Source organism: Candidatus Margulisiibacteriota bacterium (assembly GCA_003242895.1).
In the GTDB taxonomy this organism is placed as follows: Bacteria; Margulisbacteria; Riflemargulisbacteria; order GWF2-39-127; family GWF2-39-127; genus GWF2-39-127.
Genome location: QKMY01000017.1, coordinates 21,955 through 45,736 on the forward strand (window position 1 = coordinate 21,955; position 23,782 = coordinate 45,736).

Consider the following 23,782-nt stretch of genomic DNA (forward strand, 5'->3'; position numbering starts at 1 on the left):
ATATATCCTTAAATTAGTTAGTTATTATGCAAAGGAGTTCAAATTTTTGCTGGTCTTCTGCATTTTCAATCTCTTTTTTATTCAGAAAAATCAAGTCAATCTGATCAATTGCGGGAGATTGCCTTAACCGGGATATGAATTCTGCCAGCTCTGAAGTTGCGACACTTGCTGCTCGAATTGTACCTTTTATCTGTGTTGTGTAGTTACTTGTCGGGCTTAGGTCTTTGGTTTCCGGGTTGAAATTTATTTCATCGAGAGAGATGTGTTTGGGGATGGATTGACTTATATCAACTAATAGCCGGATAGCCTTTATATTGTAATCTGCTTTTTCTTGCATGAAAATAACCTGTGTACTTTTTGTGTAGTTGCTGTTTTGTATATCGACTAGCTTGTTTTTGACGGGGCTTAGTGCTGCTAATTGCTTTTTAGATGTGTTAAATAATTCTAATTTATATTTATAATTTGAGTCGAGTAATTGTACTATAAGCAATAACAGAATACAAAATGAGGTTATCAAGACAGAAGAGGGCACGATCAGCTTAAGGAGTGTTAACTTTTCTTTTATTTTTGTCGGTAGGAAATTCGTAGCGGAGGCAGTGTCTATCATTAGCAATCCTACCAGTTTCACGAACGAAGAACTGTTTTTTTCGATAGTATTCTGATTGTCGGATATAACATCGTAATGATCAAGTAATTTGATTTTTTCTATATCCAGGCTTAGCTCTTTCGCGAGATAATCATCGATGCCGATAATATCAGCTACGCTCCCTGATATGATAACTCTATTCATATCACTTAAACCGTATTTTTCCCTATAATAGGAGATAGTTCTGATTACTTCCATGACAAAGATTTCAGCTGCACCTCCTGATCTAAGAAGCGCTGTTTTACTGGTTTCAACTTTCACGAGTTCTGCTTCGACTTCGCTTGCCATTCGGTTGAGTTCTGATATGTCCGGCATGCTCTGGTAACCACAGCTTATGCAATGTTTTTCCAATTTCTGCAAGATTTTTTTCTTGCCATTAATAAGAGATTTTAGTTTTGGATAAAGAATGATGTTGTTTTTTGTATTGAGGATGACCATTATATTGAAGAGCAATAGAAGTATTGTTAATAAATAAAAAAATGAAGATAACGGTACTTGCTTAAATACAACAGAAGTGACAAAGGCACTTAAGAAGGATAGTGTTGCAAGTATAATGAATAACCGTGTTATATGTTTGTCGTTTTGTTTTTTAAAGGCTTCGCTTTTTAGATTGGACCCTACTTCTTTTTGCTCGCTAAGGGTTTTACTGAGGAGAGAAATCGAGTATAACTTATCGATCAATGATGACTCGATAAGAATATTAGCAAATTCGTCGTTGTCGTACCTGATTACTCTTGCGAAAGCTATGCTGTTTCCCTTTATAATATTAAGTACGGCGAAGTTTGATTCTAATTCTAGCCATAAGAGCTGTTCGTTATTTGTTAATGGCATGTTCCGTGAACAGTATTCTTTGCAGGCAAATGGTGCAAAGCTGAGAAATAGTGGTGTTAACCCGGCATCTTGAACAATTTCTACGATTTTATCAATTTCTTCCTGAGCAATAATTGTGATAAATAATTCTAGATTCTTTAAATCATTTTCGTAAAATTCCCTGATAACAGAATACTCAATTGTTGCTTTGCCGATGTCAAAATCAATTTGATCCCTATACATCCAGACGATTGCCTCGATAAGATCTTCTTTTTTCATGAAAGGAAATACACTGTGTTGATAAAAGATATCCTTATTAGAAAACGTGAGAAATGTTTTTTTTGTTTTAATTTTGTTTAATTGGAGGGTTCTTCTAATGGAATTTGATATTATAGAATGCCTTGGACGACTTTTGTCTTCTGGCGGGTATGGCAAGGTAAATATATCCCTGATTTTGTAATCTTTTCTTTTTTTTTCGCAGATCAATATTTTTATATTATCAGAACTAATATCTATGCCAAGCATTTCTGAATTGGTAAAAAATGACATAAATACTTCTTTCGATCATTATTTTGCTATTTATATAATTTTATCAATATCATTTATATATCGCAATTTGATGATATAATCTGCACACATAAATAATGTTAAGATATGAATACTATACTCTGTTTTTATCGATCATTTATTCGTCTGATATTAGTGGGAGCTATGAGAATGCAGTTGTCAATCAATGTTCAGAGTACTTGCTAATTGCCTTTCCAGGAATAGCTTAGTCTCCGGCTTGGCAGGGTTCCGGTTGTGTTGTTCTGGTTGATTGAGAGCTCCATTGTCCTGACAACGAAATGATCTCCGGATTGAGCATTTCCCGTGATAAACACTGTTGCAGACCTGGAGGTGACATTTTGGACGCTTAAGTCAAAGCAGTTCGAATTTAGTGTTATACTTGATCCGTTTATGGCATTTGAAGAGGTTACCCAATCTTCCGAGGAACTATAATAGAGTAATGCCCAGTTCAGACCGCCTTCTGCTATGCCAAATGCCTGGCTTGTTTTGATAAAATCGGACCGTTCGATACTTTCACTCCTGAAAATAGATAAGGCATGAAGACCTATAATGCTTAGAATACTCATTAAGAAAACTAACATGACCAAGATATATCCGTTTTGTTGTGTGCGCATGTTATCCTCTGATGTTTCTTGGCCGTACTCGCATATTAATGGTAATATGAGAGATATTCTCGCCGATCGCGATCTCTGACTCAATAGTCCTTATATTCGTTGAAATTCCGTTCCCGGTCATAGGTTCAGATAGTACATTATTGCTGGCATCATAGTAAATAAAATTCAGGGCGTGGGCATTTTCTGCAAATTGGTAGCTTGTCCCGTTAATAGATTTTTGTATTTTCTGATTTTCCGGATAATAACTTATGGTATTATCTTCAATGTCATTAAAAGCAATAATATTGTTATTGGCAGTGAGTATGCTAGCAATATCCTTGATGTTTCGAAGGTCTCTACTTATTGCAGTGTATATTCGGTTTGCGTTACTCCTGCTGACTGATTGTTCAAGTATTACCTGAAATCCCCGGTTGAACAGAATAACTATAGACCCGCTGGCAAGGGAAACAAAACTGCTTATCAGTATGATAACCACAATCAATTCAATTAATGTATATCCTTTATTAGAATCCATGGTTTGTAAATAATGTTGCAAGTTCATATTGTATATTTGATGGTGTTGTTACCGTGATTAACGACTTTTTATAATCGGTCGTACTTCCAGCTATTGTATCAAGATCATTCGGGCCATTTACATAGTTAACATTAATAGTATAGCTATAATTATTATAAGGGATAGAAAAGTTTTCTGTAGAGACTGAGTTTATGTTGCCAAAACTAAGTCCGTGAAGGTCCTCAAGCTTTGATTCAGCGAACATGCTTGCGTTATTCATTTCTTCCATTGGGACTCTTTTCATGAGTACCGTGAACATAGGGTTCATAATCTTGGGCAAGAGGATAGCAAGGATAGTCAACGCTGCTATGAGTTCTATGAGCGAGAAGCCTGTTGATCCGGATTTATTCGTAGATGAGGTGTTATTAATGAACAACCGGACAACTCCTATTATTCATATCTACTGGATTAGCCCAGTGTAAGGGGTTATTGATATAGTTGCTGTTTCCCCTGTTGAAGAATTGCTCAAGACTATGTTTTTTGTTGTATTAATCGCGCCGGAAGTATCCGCCGGTATTCCTTTTTTATCAAACTGAAGTGTATTTCCGGCAAGATCAGTGCTTATCATTGTTATTCCTGGGAATAGATCTTCGATATTTACGCTAAAAGTGGTGCTGGTTGAAGGATTGGTAATAATGTTGTCAAAATTATTATTTCCTTTGTAGACAGTATAATTTTCCTGAGCAGCATCTACTTTAATTCCATAGATTGTCTGTTGTGAAAGGGATAAGTTTTGGACAAGCCGGATATCCATAACTATGTAATCTTTCGTAATATTAACCTTTGCAGAAGATAAAGATGGAATTTTAATAACTGTAACAAAACTCAAAAATGATATTATGGATATAATTACGATTAATTCTATTAAAGTATAACCGGCATTATTATGATAAATCAATTTTTACACCTAAGCCAAAACTAACTATTAAAGATGTGCATGGTCAGGTGTTGCCACTCTTCCTACAGTATTATCATAACTGTATGCTACGGAAAAAGGACATGTCGGTACTAGACCGTCTGCAAATAATGCTCCTGTCAGCGTTGTAGGGAATGCTGCTACAGCATTCGATGCGTTTTCTGCATATTTTAAAGCTACGGCAGAATGAATTGCCCCGATATTTGCATCACATTGTGCTTTTTTTGATTTATTTGTCAAGTCAAGAAACTTTGGTACCGAGATAACCGCTAAAATGCCAAGAATGATGATAACCGCGATCAATTCTATGAGAGTGAAGCCACGCTGATTTTTGTAATTCATTATTTGTAAATTCCTTTCAGATTGAAATCAAGTTTAATTATATAATATCAAAATTAATTCATTATACAAGTATTCGTATTGCAAAATACTCGTATTCTTTAAAACCGACTATGAGGAAGACTCTTTGAATATAAGAGACTATATAACAAAGATTCTGTATTATCCTGAACGACTGGCAATTGATTTTAAAATGCTTAACTGGACTGTTGAACTTGATAAATCCGGCTTGTCTGAATCTATATTCAACCCATTTAAATGGGTTTATACAGAAAAGACGTAATATATATTCCACTTATTTAGTTATATATTAATATTTAGGTATGATTTTTCTTCGCTTTTATAGCAAGGATGTTTTTATCTAATTAATGACGTCATATTTAATATCGGTAAATATACGGCCAAAATAACAAATAGTACAATTGCCGATAAAAATATGATCAAAATTGGTTCGAGAAGTACAGCCAGATTGTCTAAAGTAACAGAGGCTTCCTCTTCGTAATACTCTGATACATTCAGTAGCATTTCGGTTATATTTCCGGTTTTTTCTCCTACTGCTATCATGTTTGCCACTAATTCAGGAAAGACTTTGCTTTCTCGCATCGGCTTCGAAATCCCGTGTCCGCTGCGGATTTTTTCTCTGATTTCATAGAGTTCTCTTACTATTATCGAATTGCCTGTCGTATTGATGACTGCTTCGACTGAATTGAGTATGGGTAATCCGCTTTGTATCAGCATCGCCAGTATCTTTGTCAGCCGGGAGAGGATGAGCCGCTTCGTAAGAGGTCCGAAAATTGGGATTAAAAGTACTAAGCTATCCCATTGCTGCTTGCCTTGATATGTCCGGACATATTTTCTTAAAGCATAGATCGTGATCGTAATCGTCAGGATCATTATGAGCCAATGATGTCCAACATAGGTATTTATTGCTATCATGATTTTTGTGGGCAAGGGAAGTTGTCCACCGTGAGCTGAGAACATTTTCATGAATTTCGGGAAGATAAATAATGTTAAAATGATCGAAGCGATTCCTAATGAAAATATAACGATAAGTGGGTATCGGGTAGCTTTTTTTATTTTGTCTTTTACTTCCGATTCGTATTCCATTAAAGCTACAAGTCTTTTTAAAATATCAATGAGTATTCCCCCATCTTCTCCTGCTTTGATCATGTTTGTATAGATAGTGGTAAATTGTCTGGGATGATTTTGCAGTGCTTCGGACAGGTTTTGACCGTTCGCTACGGAATTTTTAACTTCCTCTATCAGCAGTTTCATTTTTCTTTTGCTGACGTGCTGCTGTATTGTATCCAGGCTATCAGTTATAGTGAGGCCGGCCTTGATCAATACTCTGAGATTCATGGTAAAAAAAAGAATATCTTTTATGGTAATAATTTCAAAAATATGGTTGATATCCTGCCTTAGAATTGAAGCCTTTACTTCCGTAATACTGATCGGGTAAAGACTGAGCTCTTTAAGTTTTTCGGCAACGCGGGATGTACTTGGTGCATCTATAACACCTTCTTTTTTCCCACCTGTAGACATCGCTATGTATTTATATGTTGGCATGAACTGTTCTAATCAACACGTAGTTTTGTTACTCGTAAGACTTCGTCAATAGTTGTTATTCCTGCTATCACTTTCTGGAGCCCATCATCAAACATCGTGATCATTCCATTTGCCAGCGCGGCTTGCCTGATTTCCGAGCTGGAAGCTTTTTTAACAACGAGTTCTTTTATTTTATCATTTGTGAACATCAGTTCGTAGATTCCAGTTCTTCCTATATATCCTTGGTTCCGGCAATGAATGCAGCCTTTATGCCGATAAAACACCATTCCTTCTGTGATATCCACAATCCCCAGGTTTTTGTAGAAATTATGGTCAGGGGTATAGGCTTCCCGGCATTCTAGGCATAATTTCCTCACTAAGCGTTGGGATATGATAGCGTTAATCGAGGAAGCCAATAAAAATGGTTCAGCTCCCATATCCGTTAGCCGGGCCATTGTTGACGGTGCGTCGTTGGTATGGATTGTGCTGAAGACAAGATGTCCGGTGAGGGCTGCCTGAATTGCTATTTCGGCAGTTTCCAGGTCCCTTACCTCTCCAACCATTATGACGTCAGGATCTTGTCTTAAAATGCTTCGTAAGCCTGAGGCAAATGTAAGACCTGCCTTGGGATTGATTTGTGACTGACGAATCATTGTCATGTTGAATTCAACAGGATCTTCAACTGTTACAATGTTTTTACTTATGGTATTGATGGCATTTAGGATTGCATACAATGTTGTTGTTTTCCCGCTTCCTGTAGGTCCGGCAACCAGGATTATGCCATATGGTTCGTTAATCGCTTTCGTAAACGGTGGCATGATCTCTTTGCTTAATCCCAGATTAGACATATCAAAATTAAGTATGGATCTGTCTAATACGCGGATTACCACATTTTCTCCGTATACAGTTGGAAATGTGGAAACTCTCAGGTCGATTTCTTTGTCTTCTATCATAAGCTTGGCTCGCCCATCTTGAGGAAGCCGGGATTCGGTAATATCGAGATTAGAAATTATCTTGATTCTCGATACTATATAATGATACATATCGAGAGGGAAGGTCGCGAGCTCATTGAGGATCCCATCAACGCGGTAGCGTAGCCTGAATTTTTTTTCGTCCGGTTCAAGGTGAATATCGCTAGCCTGTATTTTTACTGCTTGCTTTACCAAGCTATTGACAAGCTGGATCACTGGTTTTTGTTCTTCCATAAGGGCAGTTTTCATCTGTAATTGTTTATCTTCTACCGGAAGCTTATTTCCCTTGAGGCTCTGGATGATAGGTTTTAGTTCGTCTTGCAGGGAATCTACTCTCTGATAGAAATGATTAATTGCCTTGGTAATTGAGGTTTCGTTGGCAGCTACAGGATAGATATCCAGCCCTGTTTCTCTTTTTAACTCATTCAAGGCAATAAAATCAGAAGTATTTACCATTGCCATAACTAAGAATTTTTTAACTTTAAACAGGGGTAAGGCTTTTAGCTTTTTGCTTGTTGATTCTTTGATATATTCCAATACCTTTGCATCCGGGGTATAGCTATCCATATCAATGAATGGTACCTGCATAGTAAATTGGTTGTTATTATACATTTTTCCGGCTCCCGGTGGTTATCATCTGCCTGACTTGGCTGATAATATTTTGCGGATCTGTGTTTTTGTTGACAAATACTTTTGCGCCAACCCTTAGTGCCAAGGGTTCGTCGGCAGTATCATCGGATGTGATCACAATTGATAAATGCTTATGTTTTTCGTCAAACATTAATAACCGGCAGACAATGAATCCATTGCATTTGGGAATTTCCGAATCCATAATTATATATCCTACCGATTTTTCCCTTGCTTTATTAAGCCCGCTTATACCATCTTCCGCATATTCAAGATTGATTCCGGTCGCAGAGAATTCTTTGCGAACTTTCTCGGTAAGGGCTTTGTCATTGCTGATAATCAGTAATGTTGTAGTGTCCATAAACAATTTTATCCCAGGACCTTCTCTATGAATTTGATAAGCTTTTCCGCAGAAATTGGTTTGGCAAGGCAAGGATATCCGCTGATTGTTCCTCCCCGGTGTGCCAGATCGGATTCTTTTACAATTGCGGTCAAGAAGACAACAGGAATGCTTTTTAATTCATCGCAAGCTGATATTAACTCAGCAATTTTGCTTCCCATGAGATCCGGTATCATGACATCCAGGAGTATAATATCCGGTTTGAACTCTAATGCCGCACTAAGGGCCAATTTGCCTTGCGATTCGGTCCTTACCTCAAATTTGTCAGTGTCTTCGAGATTGAGTCGGATCATACGTGCCAACGCTACTTCATCATCCACAATGAGTACTTTCTTTTTTATCATGGCTGCATACTCCTTATTCTTTATTGTCAGTTTCAAAGCGCATGTATACGATAGTACCCTGATCGCTTGCGTTAGTTATGTCAATTGCGCCATGGTGCATTTCGATAATATTTTTTACGATTGACAATCCGAGTCCGGTCCCTCCTGTGTTTCTTTTGGTAGTAAAGAACGGATCGAATATTTTTGCCAGCAATTCATCAGGAATTCCCGGTCCGGTATCTTTAATCTCAATAATAACATATTCTCTATTAAGTTCCATGATATCACTGTATGCCTTAACTGTGATTTTGCCTCCATCCGGCATCGCATCGATTGCGTTCATCAGCAAGTTGAGGAGAACTTGTTCTATTTTGTTTTTATCTATGCGGATCGGCGGAATATCTTTTTGAAGATCAGTTCCTATTGAGATATTGGCCCTCTTAAAGTTGTGATTCAAGAGCGCAAGCGCTTTGGTAATTATTTTATTGGGGTTTACCGTTTTTATTTCCAGGTCCGATATGCTTGAAAAATCTAGAATGCCGCGTACGATAGTATCTGCTCTGTTGACTGCATGTTCAATGTCATGAAGAGTTGTCAGAATATCTTCGTTATCGGTCTTTATCTTTCTGTTTAAATAGTCTATTCCCTGGCAAATGATAGCTAGCGGATTTTTAACTTCGTGTGCCACTCCGGTAGCGAGGGTTGCTACTACTTTCATTTTTTCGGCTTGAACTATTTGTTCTTCTAATTGTTTTCTTTCAGTAATGTCATGAAGTATGAGCTGCAATGCTTTTTTCTTTAAGGAATGGTAGAGAGTTCCGGATAATATTGCCCGTCGAAGTTCTCCGGAACTGGAAATGATCTCAACTTCTCTATCGATCACTCCGTTTTCTTTTATTGTTTTTTTTATGTAATCATCATATTCATCGGCTTTTTGAGGAGGATGAATTACTTTGTGATGTCTTCCGATGAGTGTTTTTTTTGTCGTTTTGAGTAAAACTTCAGCAGCTTTATTACAGTTAATTATCAGTCTTGTTTCCGGATCTTCAAGCAATATAGCATCGCGGGCATTTTCAAATAAAAGCCTGTATTTTTCTTCGCTATCCTTGAACTGGACCTCAGCTTTTTTTTTCTCTTGAATATTATTCACGTAGTTTTCGGCAATTGTTAGCCTGATCATGAGTTGTTTGAAGTTGACTGGCTTGGTTATATAATCGTCTATTCCTGCGGACAGAATTTCCGTTATATTTTCTTTCTGGTCCTGGCTTGTCGTCGCAATAATGAAGTAGAGTTCGCTGTTCGGCATCTGTCGAATAATTCGACTTAAGTCCGTGCCTTTCATCTTAGGCAATAGTATATCGAGAAGGATAATTGGGTAGAAACTTTGTTTTATGAGTTCCAGTGCTTCTTCTGCTGAGCCGGAAGATACTACCTCGTAGCCTAGCCGTTGCACTATGGAAACTATTATCTCGCGGTAAACCGGTTCGTCTTCGACGACTAATATTTTGGGCAATGTTCCACCTCTTAGATTAATATCGAATATACTTTTCATGAACACCGGAACATGCGTATAAAACTACATGTCTTTATAAGCTTCATATAAATAAATTATAACAAAATATTGCGATGATTCTATAGCTTAATTTATGGAAGAAGTATGGTTGGTGTTGTGCTAATTTTGGTGCTCTTCAAGTTTTTTGATGATAGGCCTATCAGCTTGGGGAAAATCAAATAATGAAAATTCGTTTTTAGTGATCCATTTATAGTCGATATGCTCATTGAGCCTGATCTCTCCTTCAATAATTGAGCATAAATAGGAGTGAAGATTTAAGCTGACATTTTCTTCGTAATGATTAACCGAGAGAAAATGTTTGTTAATAGAAATAACAAGTTCAAGTTCTTCTTGAATTTCTCTGATTAAGCAAGATTCAAGGGATTCTCCTTCATCGACTTTTCCACCGGGAAATTCCCACAAACCTCCCATCGACTTATCGAGTGGCCTTTGTGCAATAAGGTATTTACCGTTAGCATAAATAATGGCTGCTGTTACTTCTAGTTTTTTCATTAATCAGCTCTTTGTTTTTATTTTCCCGTGAATGATAACATATACTCCTAATCAATGCAAAGTTGTTTGCCGACGGGCGACTATGACGAGTTTTAATATAGAAAAAGGGACGTGTTAATCTCGTCCCTTTTTCTATATTTATTTATTCTATTTTGGTGTCTATTTTCCCTGGATAATTCCGATAGTATCGACGTTCCATGTTCCGTTTGATTTGTCTTTTGGTGAAAAACTAAGACCTTCAACTGCTGTTAGTGTCAAACCGTCATTTGGAACATTGTCTGGTTGCCAATCGTCTCTTCTCTTGAAATCTTTAAATGGGATTGTGAAGGCTTTCCAGCCGGTGAAGTTAACCGGAAATGCTGTGGCAAAGCGTTCTCCGCCGTTATCAGTAATTTCTACCATAAGAGTTTTGCCTGAACTATCGCCTTTAAGTACAAAAAACAGGCTGTCGCTAGGGTTCCATTGTTTTTTGTCTTTAAAGCTTGAACCTACGCCGCCCCAGTCTTTGATATCAAATGACATAGCCATTGACGAGTTTCCATTGTATTTTTCTTTTTCATCCGTCGTGATTTTCATTGAAGAATTAGGTGCAGCGAATGATGTCCAGCTTTCAGTTGCGTCAAAATCTTCGATTATTTGGAGATTTGCAGGAAGGTCTGCTTTTGGGGCTTTGCTGCACGCAGTTAACAATCCTAGCGATAGGATAGAAATGAGACAAAGATAATGATATTTTAATTTCATGATTAGTACCTCCTAAAATTTTTTCAATAACGTGACATAAGATATAATAAAAGACCGGCGTTGTCAAATAAGTTTTGGCTGCAATATTAAAATTATCTGGAATTATTCAATAAAGCCCACCTCAATATTTATGATATAATTGTAAGTAAATCCTGATAAAAAAACTGTAAATGAGGAATGCTTATGAAAAAGATATTAATTGTAGATGATGCCAATTATTTTAGGAAAAAAACAGAAAAGTTTTTGATGAACAATGGTTTTACAGTTGTTATGGCGGAAAATGGAGAGCAGGCAATTAAAAAATATAAAGAAGAATCTCCTGACCTTGTGCTTATGGACATTACTATGCCTGAGATTGATGGTATTACTGCCACAAAAATAATTATTGAATATGATTCTCAGGCAAAAGTGTGTATGTTGAGCTGCATGGGGCAGGGACATATTATTGAAGCTTGCCGTGAAGCCGGCGCTGATGACTTTATCGAGAAACCATATGACGACGATAAACTCCTTGCGTATCTTAAACGGACGTTAGAAGAAATCTAACTATACTCTCTAAGGTAACGTAAGTAATCAGCAGATTCCGGTTCGTTTTCCTTCGGTGCAAACGGAGCGAATAACTTGTCCGTTTGCTGGAAGTATGGACCTTCTTTGATCTCAAAAACTGCTGCAGTTGTACTTAATGTAACGAATGAGTGCCAAATTCCCGGCAGAATGTCGATCCCGATATTGTCTTCTTCCGGAGAGAGAATGAAAAAATCTTTAGCACTACCTTGATCATCGAAGATAAAGAATTTGATTTTTCCTTTGAGAATAATGAATGTTTCGGTCTTGTCCGGGTTCTGGTGTTTATGTGGTTGGATGTATGAGGACTGATCGACAATATTGAGAAATCTCTGTACATAATCCGAGAGCTGGTGAAAGTTATGATTGATCCTTTTTCGCGGATTTGCCGTAATTTGTTCTGTCAGGTCGGTGATTAATGTTTTTGTGAGGAGTTTGACGTTCTCCATGTATGGGTACCCCTTGTATTTTCAATTAGCTCTGTGCTATTGAGTAACAGTCTTATTGTATCTGATAATTTGCTAAAAGCAATTGATTTGATATCCCAAGCTTTTTTTTGTATAATAAGTATTTCAATAAATCATACTAAACATCTTAAAGGAGATTATATTTGAATTTATCGATTGTTGTGGTCTTTTTTAGCGGGATATTAGGTTTTTTTTCTCCTTGTATTCTGCCTCTTTTCCCATCGTATATTTCTCTGGTTACAGGGATTTCTCTCCATGATCTCAAAAATAATGACCGTAAAAATATTTCTGTTTTTTCTCATATCTTATCATTTTGTGCAGGATTTTCTTTTATATTTATAGTTCTAGGCGCTGCATTGACCGTTGTTAGTCATTATTTCGTTCACTATCAGCATTTGATGGAGATTTTCGGTGGGATTGTTCTTGTTATATTTTCGTTACATATGTTCAAAGTAATAGAAATCAAGAATCTTTATCGTGATTTGAGACTGCCATTTCCGAAGAAAATTGGAGGGGTGCTTGGCGCATTTTTTATCGGTGTTATTTTTGGATTGGGATGGACACCTTGTGTTGGGCCAATTCTTGCCTCTGTTCTGGCATTAGCAAGCGAGAGTAAGACGATTTTTCGTGGAGTGCTTCTTCTCAGTGTGTTTTCTTTTGGATTGTCATTGCCATTTATAGTTATCGGGTTTTTTATTAATAGGACTATTAAGTATCTTAAGTTTATTAATAAATATACGTTTATAATCGAACGGTTGTCCGGGGGACTGGTTGGAAGTATCGGTCTATGGTTTTTGTATAAAGGATTATTCTAAACGGTCTTTATTGGCTGGGCGTTAGGCATGTCCTGGTTATTGCCACGCCATTTTCCCGGCTCAATCATTTTTCTCAGGACCCTTATTGCATTTCCAAACGTACCATGTCCAAAAATAAGTACATTTTTGTCGACGCAGGAGGAGTTCAGCAGTCGCCGTCTAGTCAAGGCAAGCAGAATTTTCAATCTTTACTCGAAAAAAAATGTACTTATGGCTAAAATTTACACTCATTCAGAACGCTAAATATTATCCTGGTTTCATCGAATAGGAATTTTGGTGGTGTCAAAAATGGCTTTATTATCAAGTAAATAATAACTGACAATAGAAAATAATACTTGTTGATATTTATTAATACGGTATAATGTAAAAAACATAATAAATATTGCGATCAGTGAATATAAAAACGATAGGGTGATATAATGGAAAATGTATTAAGTATCATTTTGGGCGGAGGAAAAGGTACTCGCCTTTATCCGTTAACGAAGTACAGATCGAAGCCAGCTGTGCCTCTCGGGGGCAAGTACCGTCTTGTAGATATTCCGGTCAGTAATTGTATTAACTCAAGTATTAACAAGATATTTGTTATCACTCAGTATAACTCGGAATCATTGAATAGAAGCGTTTTTCAGACTTATAAATTCGATATCTTTTCAAAAGGCTATATTCGCATTCTGGCTGCTGAACAGAGCCCGGAAAACGTTGATTGGCTTCAGGGTACAGCTGATGCAATCCGAAAGAACATCAAGCATATTTCTGATCTTAAAGTTGACTATATTCTGATACTATCGGGAGATCAGCTTTATCGAATGGATTATCGTCAGATAATCGAAAAACATATCGAGTCAAAGGCGGATGCAACCCTCGCTCTTACGGTTTCCGAGATAGAAAAGGCATCCTCCTTCGGGCTTGCTAAAATCGATGAGCATTCTGAGATCAAAGCTTTTGTTGAAAAACCAAAGGATCCGGCGATTATTAATGAATTCAAGGTGCCGGATGCAATTAAGCTAGAAGAGGGATTGCCTCTTGATAAGGACTATGTGCTTGCGAATATGGGTATATATGTTTTTTCTGTTAATTATCTTAGAGAGCTTATGGAGAATACGATTGAACCGGATTTCGGCAGGGATATTTTCCCTGGTTTATTAGGGAAGAAGAAGCTTGTCGGGTTTGTTCACAAAGGATACTGGGAAGATATCGGTACTATTAAAGCTTTCTACGAAGCGAATCTTGATTTGGCTTCACCGCTTCCAAAGTTTAATTTTTATGATATGGAATATCCGATCTATGCTCAGCCGCTATTTTTGCCGCCGTCGAAGTTTGAAGCAAGCTTCATAGAGAATTCGCTGGTTTCCGATGGCTGTGTTCTTAATCGTGTTACCATAAGGAATTCCATGATTGGCATTCGGACAATTGTTGACCGTGACAGCTATATCGAAGAATCGATCCTCATGGGAGATGATTATTACCAAACCGAAATGTCAAAAGTCTGCGATGATGTAAAAATGGGCATTGGAAGAAACTGCGTTATCAAAAAAGCTATTATTGATAAAAATGCCCGTATTGGAAATAACGTAAAAATTATTAATCCCAGAAATGTCCAGAATTATGAGGGCGAGAATTATATGATACGGGAAGGTATCGTCGTTATTGAAAAGTATGCTTGTATTCCGGATAATACAGTAATATAGTGTCGCTACTAAGTTCTTAAAGGGGGGTCTTGTTTTGTTTGCAATCCGAAATGTCGATTTGAGTCAAGTAACTGTCGGGACGCTCATAGTTGCTGTTATTGAAGATCAGGAAATTCAGGAAATTTATGAGCAGGATATTATTAATAAAATAATTAACGAGCATAAATCTATTCCTGAATTTCCAAAAGAAAAAAAAGAACAACTTATTCTTTATAAGGTCCCAGGCATTAATGCCGATAAGGTAATTTTTGTGAGCCTTGGAAAACTGGAACAGGTAACCAGTGAAGACGTTCGTGTTGTTATTGGCTCGGCAATAAGTAAATGTATGGGAATGAAGCTTGATGAAGCTTATGTTGCTATCCCCTCAAAACTGAAGTTGCCATATGCAGACGTAATTTCGGCTATGCTCGAAGGTGCGTACTTGCGTAACTATATTTTTGATAAGTATAAAAAGGATAAAAAAACTAAAACGTTATCAAAAGTCGTTTTTGTAACACATGAATCTGATATTCGGGAATATGAAGCACTTAATAAAAAAAACATGGCTATTTGTAGCGGGACGTTGATGGCTCGGGAGTGGGTGAGTACCCCGGCTAATGAGCTTACTCCAGAAATATTCGCGAATGAGATTATAGATAAAGCCATAGATAGCGGTATAACTATCAATGTTATGGAAGAGCAGCAACTTGCAGATCAAAATTTTAATGCGCTACTCGCAGTGAGCATGGGGAGCCAGAATAAGCCGCGATTCGTAATTATGGAACACAATATTGATAATACTGACAAAATATGTGTGCTTGTCGGTAAGGCGGTAACCTTTGATTCCGGTGGTATTAACCTTAAAACCTCAGATTCTTTAAGTGATATGAAATCTGACATGAGTGGAGGCGCTGCTGTTGCAGCAACGATGATCACTGCTGCCAAACTTAAGCTGCCTATGGGCTTGGTAGGTATAATTCCGATAGTCGAGAATATGCCTTCAGGAAGCGCGATCCGTCCGGGTGATATCGTAAAAAGTTATAATGGGAAAACAATCGAGATACTTAATACTGATGCAGAAGGCAGATTGATACTGGCTGATGCTATTTCGTACGCTAAAAAAGAATATAACCCGGAAATGATAATTGATCTGGCAACATTGACCGGAGCCTGTGTTGTTGCGCTCGGGGAGAAGTTTGCCGGAATTTTTTCTCATGATAAAGAGATGATTGAACAGATGTTGAAATCATCGGAAAGAACCTATGAGCGTTGCTGGCAGTTACCTATGCCCGATGATTATAAAGAGTTTCTCAAGAGTGATTTTGCAGATATAAAAAATATAAGTTCCAGGCGATGGGGTGGTGCTATTACTGCTGCCTTGTTCCTCTCTGATTTTGTGGGAGATACGAAGTGGATGCATCTTGATATTGCCGGACCGGCATATATTACCAAAGGCGATCCCTATTGTCCTGTAGGGGGTACCGGGTTTGGTGTCAGACTGCTTTGTGACTTTTTGCAGCAATAATCTTTTTCGGACTAGTAAAGAGCACATTCCGAATTGAGTTGATCGTTATTGTAGACTGCAACATAGTTTTTACTTGTTTGTGCAAAAAGCGGAGAGGTTAAGTTGGGTTCGTCGCTCATGGTTATCGGGATGATGCCTCCTTTTTTATCTGCCTTTGCATTGAACATTTGCCCGTATGTTATATTGTCTTGATTTATTTGCGTCCAGCTGTCCCAGGTTACTACAAAGCCTTCATTTTCCAATGCTTTAACTTTTATGCTGTTTTGGTAGTTTGCTTCATAGCTGCATATTTGAAATGTATCGCCGATCCTGGTCCCATTAGCATCGAATAACTGTCCGGAAATGTTTCCTGAACTCGAATCGTCGTTAAGGGTTTCCCAAATAACGACAAAAGTACCGTTTGATAATAAGGCTATTTCGGGATTGATTTGTGATGTCGTGGTACAGGTATTGATCAGTGTTTTTTCAATACAGATCACTGGTTCTGCGGACCTGTTATTTTGGGGAACATTATTCTGGACAAAAGTTGAGCATCCTGGTAAGGAAAGTAATAGGGCTAATAACGGTAGTAAGAGCGAATTTCTTATTATCATAATAAAAATGCTCCTTCTTTATATATTAGATTATCGGTATTTTATTCCCCTTTGTTAACCGTTTTTTATTAAGCTGGAGGGGCAGTATTTATTAATGATGCAAATCCCGCATTTTGGTTTTCTGGCAACGCAGGTGTTTCTGCCATGGTAAATAAGGTAGTGCGAAAAGTCGGTCCAGGTGATTTGGGGAACAAGTTTGATCAGGTCCTGCTCGATTTTTTCGGGATCAGTATGTTCTGTGATCCCTAATCTTCCGGATACTCGGATAACGTGAGTATCAACTGCGATTCCTGAATTAATTCCAAAAGCGTTTCCAAGTATTACGTTAGCGGTCTTCCTTCCGATCCCTGGCAGACTTGTGAGTTCGTCCATGGTCCGAGGCACTTTGCCGTGATACTTTTCAAGGATCTGGCGGCAGCATTTTATTATGTTGGCTGCTTTGTTCTTGTAGAATCCAATTGTTCGGATATCCTGTATGAATTCTTCGGGATCGGCATTCGCAAAATCCTGTGCTGATCGATACTTTTTGAAAAGATCTTCAGTCACGATATTCACTTGCTTGTCGGTTGTCTGTGCCGATAGGATGGCAGCGACCAGGAGCTCTAAGGGTGAAGTGAAATTAAGTGCGGATTTTGGCTCCGGATAGGTATCGGACAGAAGTTTTGTAATTACGGCAGTCCTTGACTTCCGCTCTTCAAGGCTTTCTTTTCTCACTTGCTCAAAATTCATAGGCAACTCCCTGGTTCTGGATATTAGGTCTCAGAGTAACGGTTTTCCGGGTGCACGTCAAATATTTATCGGCGAGACCGCTCTGAAATATTTTTCCAGGTCAGCAACATCCATGGTATTCCCGACATCGTGGGCTTCGAGCCATCCTTTTCTTGCGATATCGACGCCGAGTTCTACATAATGCATGCTTTCCATATTGTGGGCATCGGGGTTGATAAATATCTTTATTCCCAGTTCTTTTGCTTGCTTGCAATATCTCCAGTCAAGGTCAAAACGATTGGGGTTGGCATTGAGCTCTATTGCTTTATGATTTTTGGCGGCACAGCTAAGAATGGTTGCCATGTCGACATTATACTCTTTCCTGGCGAGTAGCAACCGTCCTGTCGGATGTCCGAGTATGGTTACATAGGGGTTTTCAAGCGCCCGGCATATTCGCTTGGTCATATCTTCCGTGGACAGATTAAACCTGGAATGTACCGAAGCGATAACAAAATCATAGAGCGCCAAGGTCTCAGGATTGTAATCAAGAGACCCGTCACCTAGGATATCGAGTTCTACCCCCTTAAAAACTCTGAACGGATAATGCAGCTTATTAAGAATCTCAATTTCTTCGAGCTGCCGGTGGACCTGTTCGATTGTCAGCCCTCCGGCATAAGAGGCAGTAACTGAATGATCGGTAATCCCGATATACGAGTATCCGGAGTTTTTGCAGGCGGTTACCATTTCTTCCAGTGTATTGTTACCATCACTCCAGGTTGTATGACAATGAAGTATTCCTTTGATATCTTTTTTCTCGATAAGGCGGGGAAGCGATCCTGTTTCGGCTGCTTCTATTTCTCCGAGGTTTTCGCGCAATTCCGGAGGAATGAAGTCTAGCCCCAGCGCAGCAAAAATTTCTTTTTCGCTGGAACAGGGTATGTTGGTGTTATCTTCACGGAATAGCCCGTATTCGTTCATTTTCAGGCCCATTTTCTTTGCCCGTCCTCTCATTGCAGTGTTGTGGTCTTTACTGCCTGTAAGATGATGGAGCGTGTATGGATATTCTTCTTTGCTGACAACTCGCAGGTCACAATTCATTCCGGTGCGCAGGCTTATAGTTGATTTTGTTGTGCCTTTAGCAATTATATTTTCGACCGTTGGCAGGGATACAAAGAAGTCCATGACTTTTTCCGTGTTATCACAGGTGGCAACGATATCTATGTCCCTGACGATTTCTTTGCGGCGCCTAATGCTTCCGGCAACTTCAATACTGGTGACCTCCGGCAGTGATTTCATGTGAGCGACAAGTTTGTTCGCTGTATTGATCCCGTCGGTGAGCAGATAGGTACCTGAATATTTTTTTAAGAAGGAGATCCCTTCCATAATGTTCTGTTGGGTTTTTAACCCGAATTTCTCGATATGCAGCAACCTGTTTTCCAAGCATGCCTGTTCCAATTCTTGAATGCTTTTGATTCCTAGCTCATGGTAAAGAATAATAACTTTTTTGGGACCAAGGGTAGGGACCTTCATCATTTCAATCAGTCCGGGAGGTGTTTTCTCTTTTAATTGTTCGTAATAAACAAGATGTCCTGTAGTTTGGAGTTCGTGAATTTTTTCCAGTATGCTTGAGCCGAGGCCCTTTATTGTTTTTAGTTCGCCGCTTATTGATAGCTCTTCGAAATTATTGAGGGATTCTATTGTTCTTGCGGCATTCTCGTATGCTCTCACTTTGAATGGATTCTCGCCGCTGATTTCCAGCAGATGTGCAGTTTCCAAGAATATTTGCGCAATCCTGTCTTTGTCCATTGTCCACTCGTGAGCTTAATCGGTTACCTTTTTAAAAGGTTCATGTTAATTGTTGTGCCAACCAGGAAGAAGAACGCGATAAATTGGAACCATAATAGAAAAATAATGATCCCTCCGATAGCCCCGTATGTTTTGTTAACATTCATGAAGACGACTGCCAAACGAAAGATCTGGCTGAAAATAATAAAAGTAAGAACAAAAAAAATCGCACCGGGTAAAGTGTTTTTGAAGCTGATATAAATGTTCAAAGCTTTTTTATAAAAATAGCCTACGGCCAAAACAAAGGGCAAAAAATAGAGTGCGATTTCAATGAATGCAATGAGTACTGACCTTCCCCAGAACGGCGGCATATATTTTTTTAATATAACTTCTCCGGCTATCACGAAGAGGATAACTAGAATGGCTATGAAGGCAAAGACAATAAGGAATCCCATGGAGAGCAATACTTTTTTAATGATCGAACGATTATCGTTAATGCCGTTCAGCTTATTGAGCAGTTTAATGGTTACATTAATAATATTAGACGCGGAATAGAGCGAAATCAAAAGTCCTATAATTACCAGCAAAATTGATTTTGAGGGTAGTATCTGCTGGACGTTGTTTGTGATAGCCGAATACGCGTCAGCCGGTATAAATTGGGCTACGGTTTTGAGTAATCTGTCATAGAGCCGATACCGGCCTGCAACAAGTCCAAGTACCGAAGCAAGGAAAAATAGTAAAGGAAAAATCGAGAAGATCGCTGTGAAAGAGATTATCGAAGCATGCCCATAGATGTCTTTTTCACTAATATCATGAAATAGCTTTTTTAGAAATGATTTTATTGCCTTAATATCCATATTTTTCTATTCACTTAAGTTTTGAGGGGTATTATACTGAGATATCGAGAATATTAAAAGCGTTTTTTGGAAGCTGTTTTCAGTTTAATGTGTAGTTAAGAAGGATCTTGCATTTAAAGGCAAATATCTTTAAAATATAAAAAAGTTTGGATATATTGATGAAGGGAACGGTGCTTGGTTTGCTAAAAATATTTTATTCTTTACTTATGGTTTTTTCTTTGCTGCTTGCCGGGTGTGCTCAAGAATTCAGAGATGCTACGGTAACCCCAAAGAAAATTGAAATAAATAGTGCTACCGGGACCTTTGACCGGGTTTTTCTTGCGTGGAATTATCCATCCGGATATCCGACGATTAATATCGGAGTTTATCAATTATACCGGGATACAGCTGATGTTGTAGCATTGGTTTCAACTAACTTTTTGGTGGAATTATCATCAACGGCTAACACCTATGAAGATACAGCTGTATCAGAGAATACACTGTACTATTATAAGCTCCTCTATAAAGATTTTTTTGAGGCAGGTATTATTGATGTGTCTGCCCCGAAAATGGTACAGACTTGTCTTCGTGCTAGTGTTAATGTGACCGTCGATTTCCTTAATCCATCCAGTCCGACTCTTGCAATTTCTGCTCAGAATTATTATCCTCAGTTGGATTTTCAGCTATATAGAATAACCGGCAATTTCGTTCAAGTGCCGACTTCAGCTCCGGTGGCGTTTTCTGGTCTGTTGAGTGGAGGAAGTATCATCAAATTCCGGGATCCTATTGCTACTCAGAATCCTAATCAAATATATAGTTACCAACTGCGTGCCTCAAGCAGTGCTTTAAATGCTGTGATAACAAGCAACGTTCTTCAAAAGCAGTTAATAACACCTTGATAATTCTATCTTGTTGTAATTAATATGAGCTACTTCTTGTTTTGAAAAAAATATAGACTGACTGTCTGCCAGCAGAGTGTGGCATCTATAAAAAATGTATTCCTGATTTCACTGGAATGCGAAGGAAATTATTTGTTTCATAATTAGGATTGATATTCTAGACAGGATTTTCTATATAATAAAAATTTATTTATAGGTAGGAAATGAGAATCTTGGTCATATTGAAATTCATTATTTTAACGCTATAATTATATTAGTATTGCTCTCCTGAGCGAAATAACGAGAGGTTTGAATTTCTTTTTTGAAAAAGGATATCATAAGGAGCGGAGGCACTGATGAACAAGCTATTACTGTTGGATGATAATCATTTTGTAGTCATGAGTTTTAAGGGTATCCTGGACTCAAAGTATATCCTTCTCGTTGCCAGGAATTACGACGAAGCCTTAAAACTCTATTCTGAAGAACCCGATATCGAGGTGATTATCTCTGATGTCAATTTGCAGGATTACCGTACCGGATTGGATTTTGTTAATCTCGTAAGAATGAATAATCCTTATGTACAGATTATATTTTGCAGCGGCGAGAATAATTACGACTATGTTAAAGACCATTGCTGTCGCTACCTGCCTAAACCGGTTATGCCGGACGTCCTGTTGGAAAGTATCGAAAAAGCTTTGCAATATCGAGAGCAGTTAGTAAGAAAAAATAAGCAATTATTCCATAATTTGGAAAACGCAACCGCTTAACAGACGGTCCTGTTTAATTATGAACTGTGGAGTGCGGGTTTGCTTGAGGCTCTACCCAAGAAATACTTACAAACCGCTATTTTCGAGTATAATTAGATTGTAGCCATGCAAAAGCATGTTGACAATAAGAAAATTGATGTTATATTAGTTAAGTTGAACTAACTAAATTGGAGCCCTATGGATTTAGAAGAACTGTTCTTAAAAGTATCGAAACTGGTGTCTAATGGTGTGCACTCTGTTACCAGGGAGTCTATTGGAAAGCATGGAATATGTTCTGATATAACATTTAATCAGTGGCATTATCTGGAAGCCATTGGAAATATGGAATATCCGACCTTTACGACACTTTCTGAGAAACTAGGAGTAACCAAGCCATCGACAACTGCAATTGTAAGCAAATTAATTAAAATGGGGTATATATTTAAACAGCAGTCTTTAGTTGATAAACGGGTTTTTTATCTGTATCTGACTGATAAAGCAAAAGAGATCTTAGAGTCAGAAAAAAACGGAATGAAAATGTTTGCGGCTAAAATGAAAGAGAATATGAGTAGCGAAGATATGGAAAAGATCCACTATGTTCTGGAAAAAATAATGAAGGTTATGGGACCGTTTTTCGATAAAGAAAAATGGTAATCGAAAAACGATAGTTTGAACAATGCCGGACCGTATATATTCGGCGAAAAGATGAATCTCTGTTTTTCTCAGGTGCTAACGTTTGATAAACTGGCACTGATTATTGAATTCTATCATAATTCCAAATAAATATTTAAAAATTCCTACTAATCATATTTTGAAGATAATTGGAAGAATGGAGACTTTAATAGTTTCATTGCCGCAGACGGGCTAAAATCGCTTTTCTAATTTTATTTTCAATATATCATAATAGGTTAAATTCCGGAGATATTTCTGGTGTCTTTTGAGTGGGGTCCGGTCGTTGCAGTTACTGTGGATGCGGGGTTTTCTTTGATGTCGAATTGTTGGCTAAAAACCATAAAAAAACGATTTGTAAAAAAATAATTCTATGCGATAATCTAACAGCAAAGAGACGGATAACTAAACCAAATGGTTGGAGTGGAGATTGCTGGTGGATAAGTCAGGTGCAGGAAATGTTAATGCTGATAGGATCATTAATCGTCTAAATGCCAGTATATTGCAACATCTATCAGATAAATATGTGAATAAGGCAGAGAATGCTGTAACCCCGGAAGAGAAAAGGACTTGTTATAACAAAGTGCTGTATTATTCGGGACTAAAGGCTATACTGGAAGATACTGTTGACTAGAAGTCCGATAGTTCTCAATAGCTTGATGAAGTGAAAGCTTTATTCAATAAGTGTTGAGATCATATTTACAAGTTCATCCAAACTCTGGAGTATGCTTTTTTCGAGGAGAAGATCGCAACGAGGAATTTTAGTATTCTTAGTGAGCATATCGGAATAGGCTGTCAGAAGAACTTTTTTGATCGCCGGGTTGATTTTTTCTACGGTTAATATAAGTTCAATACCATCGAGTACAGGCATTTTGTAATCTGTCAGCAAAATGTCGACCTGATTATGGTTTTCCCTGATATATTCTAGTGCCATTATGGGATTAATAAAAGAAATTGCCTCGAATTGTTCTGATAGTTTTTTGGTTATTACTGTCAAAAGTATTTCTTCATCATCTACTAATACTATCCTGGTTTTATTTGCCATCTGGATTCCTTTCCTTTATCTCAGAAAACTTCTGCTTTTTTTTCTGTGTTATCGTAGTGTCTATATTATTTCACAATAATATATAAAAAGTAATACCTAATCTTTTAAGAGATAAGCTGTTTGGTTTCTTTTGGGTTTTCTTTGTCTGTTTTTTTCTACATGGCGTTGATATATTTGTATGTCAATATTTATTTGCATCGGTGCAGATAACGTTACTGCATCACTCTTTTGACCTTTGCTGTCCAATAATGACAGAGGATCTTTCTTGATAGATATGTAGGGTTCATAAAATTATAATAATAGGTTCCTTTAGAAAATATTTATTGTTGGTATAATTAAAATAGATATCGTTAGGAATATGATTGGA

Annotated in this window: 27 protein-coding genes; 8 read left to right on the forward strand and 19 right to left on the reverse strand. The window is 37.8% G+C overall.

What is annotated here, in order from left to right; all coding sequences use genetic code 11:
- Positions 1–13: 13 nt before the first annotated feature.
- The 13 genes from DKM50_01330 to DKM50_01390 all read right to left on the reverse strand — a co-directional run bounded on the left by DKM50_01330 (position 14) and on the right by DKM50_01390 (position 11,117).
- A complete protein-coding gene (locus tag DKM50_01330; protein PZM83744.1) occupies positions 14–2,005 on the reverse strand; it encodes a hypothetical protein in 1,992 nt (663 codons plus the stop codon).
- Between the two features lie 200 nt (positions 2,006–2,205).
- Positions 2,206–2,637, reverse strand: a complete 432-nt coding sequence (locus DKM50_01335) for a hypothetical protein (GenBank protein PZM83745.1) — start codon at positions 2,635–2,637, stop codon at positions 2,206–2,208.
- A 1-nt stretch (position 2,638) separates the two neighbouring features.
- Entirely contained in the window at positions 2,639–3,178 is a 540-nt protein-coding gene (locus DKM50_01340) for a hypothetical protein (protein ID PZM83746.1), read from the reverse strand.
- Positions 3,141–3,584 carry a hypothetical protein gene (locus DKM50_01345; GenBank protein ID PZM83747.1) on the reverse strand — a complete coding sequence of 148 codons (444 nt, stop codon included), beginning with the start codon at positions 3,582–3,584 and terminating at the stop codon, positions 3,141–3,143. Before DKM50_01345 ends, DKM50_01340 begins: the two co-directional genes overlap by 38 nt.
- Positions 3,585–3,590: 6 nt before the next feature.
- Positions 3,591–4,088 carry a hypothetical protein gene (locus DKM50_01350; protein PZM83748.1) on the reverse strand — a complete coding sequence of 166 codons (498 nt, stop codon included), beginning with the start codon at positions 4,086–4,088 and terminating at the stop codon, positions 3,591–3,593.
- Positions 4,089–4,115: 27 nt separating this feature from the next.
- Positions 4,116–4,448 carry a hypothetical protein gene (locus DKM50_01355; protein PZM83749.1) on the reverse strand — a complete coding sequence of 111 codons (333 nt, stop codon included), beginning with the start codon at positions 4,446–4,448 and terminating at the stop codon, positions 4,116–4,118.
- Between the two features lie 354 nt (positions 4,449–4,802).
- Positions 4,803–6,011, reverse strand: a complete 1,209-nt coding sequence (locus DKM50_01360; GenBank protein ID PZM83750.1) for a hypothetical protein — start codon at positions 6,009–6,011, stop codon at positions 4,803–4,805.
- An 8-nt stretch (positions 6,012–6,019) separates the two neighbouring features.
- A complete protein-coding gene (locus DKM50_01365; protein PZM83751.1) occupies positions 6,020–7,573 on the reverse strand; it encodes a type II secretion system protein GspE in 1,554 nt (517 codons plus the stop codon).
- Positions 7,566–7,949, reverse strand: coding sequence for a hypothetical protein (locus DKM50_01370; protein ID PZM83752.1), 384 nt, complete (start codon positions 7,947–7,949; stop codon positions 7,566–7,568). The genes DKM50_01365 and DKM50_01370 overlap by 8 nt, the downstream gene beginning before the upstream one ends.
- Positions 7,950–7,957: 8 nt before the next feature.
- Positions 7,958–8,332 (reverse strand): response regulator, encoded by a 375-nt coding sequence (locus DKM50_01375; protein ID PZM83753.1) that lies wholly within the window; start codon positions 8,330–8,332, stop codon positions 7,958–7,960.
- A 13-nt stretch (positions 8,333–8,345) separates the two neighbouring features.
- Positions 8,346–9,863 carry a hypothetical protein gene (locus tag DKM50_01380; protein ID PZM83754.1) on the reverse strand — a complete coding sequence of 506 codons (1,518 nt, stop codon included), beginning with the start codon at positions 9,861–9,863 and terminating at the stop codon, positions 8,346–8,348.
- A 120-nt stretch (positions 9,864–9,983) separates the two neighbouring features.
- A complete protein-coding gene (locus DKM50_01385; GenBank protein ID PZM83755.1) occupies positions 9,984–10,376 on the reverse strand; it encodes an 8-oxo-dGTP diphosphatase MutT in 393 nt (130 codons plus the stop codon).
- Between the two features lie 159 nt (positions 10,377–10,535).
- Positions 10,536–11,117, reverse strand: a complete 582-nt coding sequence (locus tag DKM50_01390) for a hypothetical protein (protein PZM83756.1) — start codon at positions 11,115–11,117, stop codon at positions 10,536–10,538.
- A 177-nt stretch (positions 11,118–11,294) separates the two neighbouring features.
- Here DKM50_01390 and DKM50_01395 point away from each other — a divergent pair, with 177 nt between their 5' ends.
- The gene (locus DKM50_01395; GenBank protein PZM83757.1) at positions 11,295–11,663 is read left to right on the forward strand and encodes a two-component system response regulator; all 369 of its coding nucleotides are present in this window, start codon (positions 11,295–11,297) and stop codon (positions 11,661–11,663) included.
- On the opposite strand, the gene DKM50_01400 is transcribed toward DKM50_01395, so the two are convergent.
- A complete protein-coding gene (locus tag DKM50_01400) occupies positions 11,660–12,130 on the reverse strand; it encodes a cupin fold metalloprotein, WbuC family (GenBank protein PZM83758.1) in 471 nt (156 codons plus the stop codon). The two genes, DKM50_01395 and DKM50_01400, sit on opposite strands and share 4 nt — an antisense overlap.
- A gap of 161 nt (positions 12,131–12,291) precedes the next feature.
- Between DKM50_01400 and DKM50_01405 the strand changes: the two genes are divergently transcribed.
- From DKM50_01405 to DKM50_01415, 3 genes are all read left to right on the forward strand, one after another.
- Entirely contained in the window at positions 12,292–12,963 is a 672-nt protein-coding gene (locus tag DKM50_01405) for a cytochrome c biogenesis protein CcdA (GenBank protein ID PZM83759.1), read from the forward strand.
- 419 nt (positions 12,964–13,382) lie between these two features.
- A complete protein-coding gene (locus DKM50_01410; protein PZM83760.1) occupies positions 13,383–14,651 on the forward strand; it encodes a glucose-1-phosphate adenylyltransferase in 1,269 nt (422 codons plus the stop codon).
- Between the two features lie 34 nt (positions 14,652–14,685).
- Complete coding sequence (locus DKM50_01415) at positions 14,686–16,155, forward strand: leucyl aminopeptidase (GenBank protein ID PZM83761.1); 1,470 nt, start codon at positions 14,686–14,688, stop codon at positions 16,153–16,155.
- 11 nt (positions 16,156–16,166) lie between these two features.
- Here the strand turns inward: DKM50_01415 and DKM50_01420 are convergent, their stop codons facing one another.
- Genes DKM50_01420 through DKM50_01435 form a run of 4 tightly spaced genes read right to left on the reverse strand, consistent with a single transcriptional unit; the run spans position 16,167 to position 20,098 of the window.
- Positions 16,167–16,748 (reverse strand): hypothetical protein, encoded by a 582-nt coding sequence (locus tag DKM50_01420; GenBank protein ID PZM83762.1) that lies wholly within the window; start codon positions 16,746–16,748, stop codon positions 16,167–16,169.
- Between the two features lie 54 nt (positions 16,749–16,802).
- On the reverse strand, positions 16,803–17,477 hold the full coding sequence (gene nth, locus DKM50_01425) for an endonuclease III (GenBank protein ID PZM83763.1): 675 nt from the start codon (positions 17,475–17,477) through the stop codon (positions 16,803–16,805).
- Positions 17,478–17,534: 57 nt separating this feature from the next.
- Entirely contained in the window at positions 17,535–19,262 is a 1,728-nt protein-coding gene (locus tag DKM50_01430) for a DNA polymerase/3'-5' exonuclease PolX (GenBank protein PZM83764.1), read from the reverse strand.
- 23 nt (positions 19,263–19,285) lie between these two features.
- On the reverse strand, positions 19,286–20,098 hold the full coding sequence (locus DKM50_01435) for a hypothetical protein (protein ID PZM83765.1): 813 nt from the start codon (positions 20,096–20,098) through the stop codon (positions 19,286–19,288).
- 158 nt (positions 20,099–20,256) lie between these two features.
- On the opposite strand from DKM50_01435, the gene DKM50_01440 reads away from it, so the two are divergent.
- The 4 genes from DKM50_01440 to DKM50_01455 all read left to right on the forward strand — a co-directional run bounded on the left by DKM50_01440 (position 20,257) and on the right by DKM50_01455 (position 23,004).
- On the forward strand, positions 20,257–20,976 hold the full coding sequence (locus DKM50_01440) for a hypothetical protein (protein ID PZM83766.1): 720 nt from the start codon (positions 20,257–20,259) through the stop codon (positions 20,974–20,976).
- Positions 20,977–21,311: 335 nt separating this feature from the next.
- A complete protein-coding gene (locus DKM50_01445) occupies positions 21,312–21,722 on the forward strand; it encodes a hypothetical protein (protein ID PZM83767.1) in 411 nt (136 codons plus the stop codon).
- A gap of 177 nt (positions 21,723–21,899) precedes the next feature.
- Positions 21,900–22,355 (forward strand): hypothetical protein, encoded by a 456-nt coding sequence (locus tag DKM50_01450; protein PZM83768.1) that lies wholly within the window; start codon positions 21,900–21,902, stop codon positions 22,353–22,355.
- A gap of 451 nt (positions 22,356–22,806) precedes the next feature.
- Complete coding sequence (locus tag DKM50_01455) at positions 22,807–23,004, forward strand: hypothetical protein (GenBank protein PZM83769.1); 198 nt, start codon at positions 22,807–22,809, stop codon at positions 23,002–23,004.
- Positions 23,005–23,043: 39 nt separating this feature from the next.
- Here DKM50_01455 and DKM50_01460 read toward each other — a convergent pair whose 3' ends face one another.
- Positions 23,044–23,415 (reverse strand): hypothetical protein, encoded by a 372-nt coding sequence (locus DKM50_01460; protein PZM83770.1) that lies wholly within the window; start codon positions 23,413–23,415, stop codon positions 23,044–23,046.
- Positions 23,416–23,782: the final 367 nt, after the last annotated feature.

What these genes read in the sequence shown, in the direction of transcription:
- DKM50_01330 (PZM83744.1), bottom strand. Translation starts at nt 2,005, where the DNA reads ATGTCATTTTTTACCAATTCAGAAATGCTTGGCATAGATATTAGTTCT.
- DKM50_01335 (PZM83745.1), bottom strand. Translation starts at nt 2,637, where the DNA reads ATGCGCACACAACAAAACGGATATATCTTGGTCATGTTAGTTTTCTTA.
- DKM50_01340 (PZM83746.1), bottom strand. Translation starts at nt 3,178, where the DNA reads ATGAACTTGCAACATTATTTACAAACCATGGATTCTAATAAAGGATAT.
- DKM50_01355 (PZM83749.1), bottom strand. Translation starts at nt 4,448, where the DNA reads ATGAATTACAAAAATCAGCGTGGCTTCACTCTCATAGAATTGATCGCG.
- DKM50_01360 (PZM83750.1), bottom strand. Translation starts at nt 6,011, where the DNA reads ATGCCAACATATAAATACATAGCGATGTCTACAGGTGGGAAAAAAGAA.
- DKM50_01365 (PZM83751.1), bottom strand. Translation starts at nt 7,573, where the DNA reads ATGTATAATAACAACCAATTTACTATGCAGGTACCATTCATTGATATG.
- DKM50_01370 (PZM83752.1), bottom strand. Translation starts at nt 7,949, where the DNA reads ATGGACACTACAACATTACTGATTATCAGCAATGACAAAGCCCTTACC.
- DKM50_01375 (PZM83753.1), bottom strand. Translation starts at nt 8,332, where the DNA reads ATGATAAAAAAGAAAGTACTCATTGTGGATGATGAAGTAGCGTTGGCA.
- DKM50_01380 (PZM83754.1), bottom strand. Translation starts at nt 9,863, where the DNA reads ATGAAAAGTATATTCGATATTAATCTAAGAGGTGGAACATTGCCCAAA.
- DKM50_01385 (PZM83755.1), bottom strand. Translation starts at nt 10,376, where the DNA reads ATGAAAAAACTAGAAGTAACAGCAGCCATTATTTATGCTAACGGTAAA.
- DKM50_01390 (PZM83756.1), bottom strand. Translation starts at nt 11,117, where the DNA reads ATGAAATTAAAATATCATTATCTTTGTCTCATTTCTATCCTATCGCTA.
- DKM50_01395 (PZM83757.1), top strand. Translation starts at nt 11,295, where the DNA reads ATGCTTATGAAAAAGATATTAATTGTAGATGATGCCAATTATTTTAGG.
- DKM50_01400 (PZM83758.1), bottom strand. Translation starts at nt 12,130, where the DNA reads ATGGAGAACGTCAAACTCCTCACAAAAACATTAATCACCGACCTGACA.
- DKM50_01410 (PZM83760.1), top strand. Translation starts at nt 13,383, where the DNA reads ATGGAAAATGTATTAAGTATCATTTTGGGCGGAGGAAAAGGTACTCGC.
- DKM50_01420 (PZM83762.1), bottom strand. Translation starts at nt 16,748, where the DNA reads ATGATAATAAGAAATTCGCTCTTACTACCGTTATTAGCCCTATTACTT.
- nth (PZM83763.1), bottom strand. Translation starts at nt 17,477, where the DNA reads ATGAATTTTGAGCAAGTGAGAAAAGAAAGCCTTGAAGAGCGGAAGTCA.
- DKM50_01430 (PZM83764.1), bottom strand. Translation starts at nt 19,262, where the DNA reads ATGGACAAAGACAGGATTGCGCAAATATTCTTGGAAACTGCACATCTG.
- DKM50_01435 (PZM83765.1), bottom strand. Translation starts at nt 20,098, where the DNA reads ATGGATATTAAGGCAATAAAATCATTTCTAAAAAAGCTATTTCATGAT.
- DKM50_01440 (PZM83766.1), top strand. Translation starts at nt 20,257, where the DNA reads ATGAAGGGAACGGTGCTTGGTTTGCTAAAAATATTTTATTCTTTACTT.
- DKM50_01445 (PZM83767.1), top strand. Translation starts at nt 21,312, where the DNA reads ATGAACAAGCTATTACTGTTGGATGATAATCATTTTGTAGTCATGAGT.
- DKM50_01450 (PZM83768.1), top strand. Translation starts at nt 21,900, where the DNA reads ATGGATTTAGAAGAACTGTTCTTAAAAGTATCGAAACTGGTGTCTAAT.
- DKM50_01460 (PZM83770.1), bottom strand. Translation starts at nt 23,415, where the DNA reads ATGGCAAATAAAACCAGGATAGTATTAGTAGATGATGAAGAAATACTT.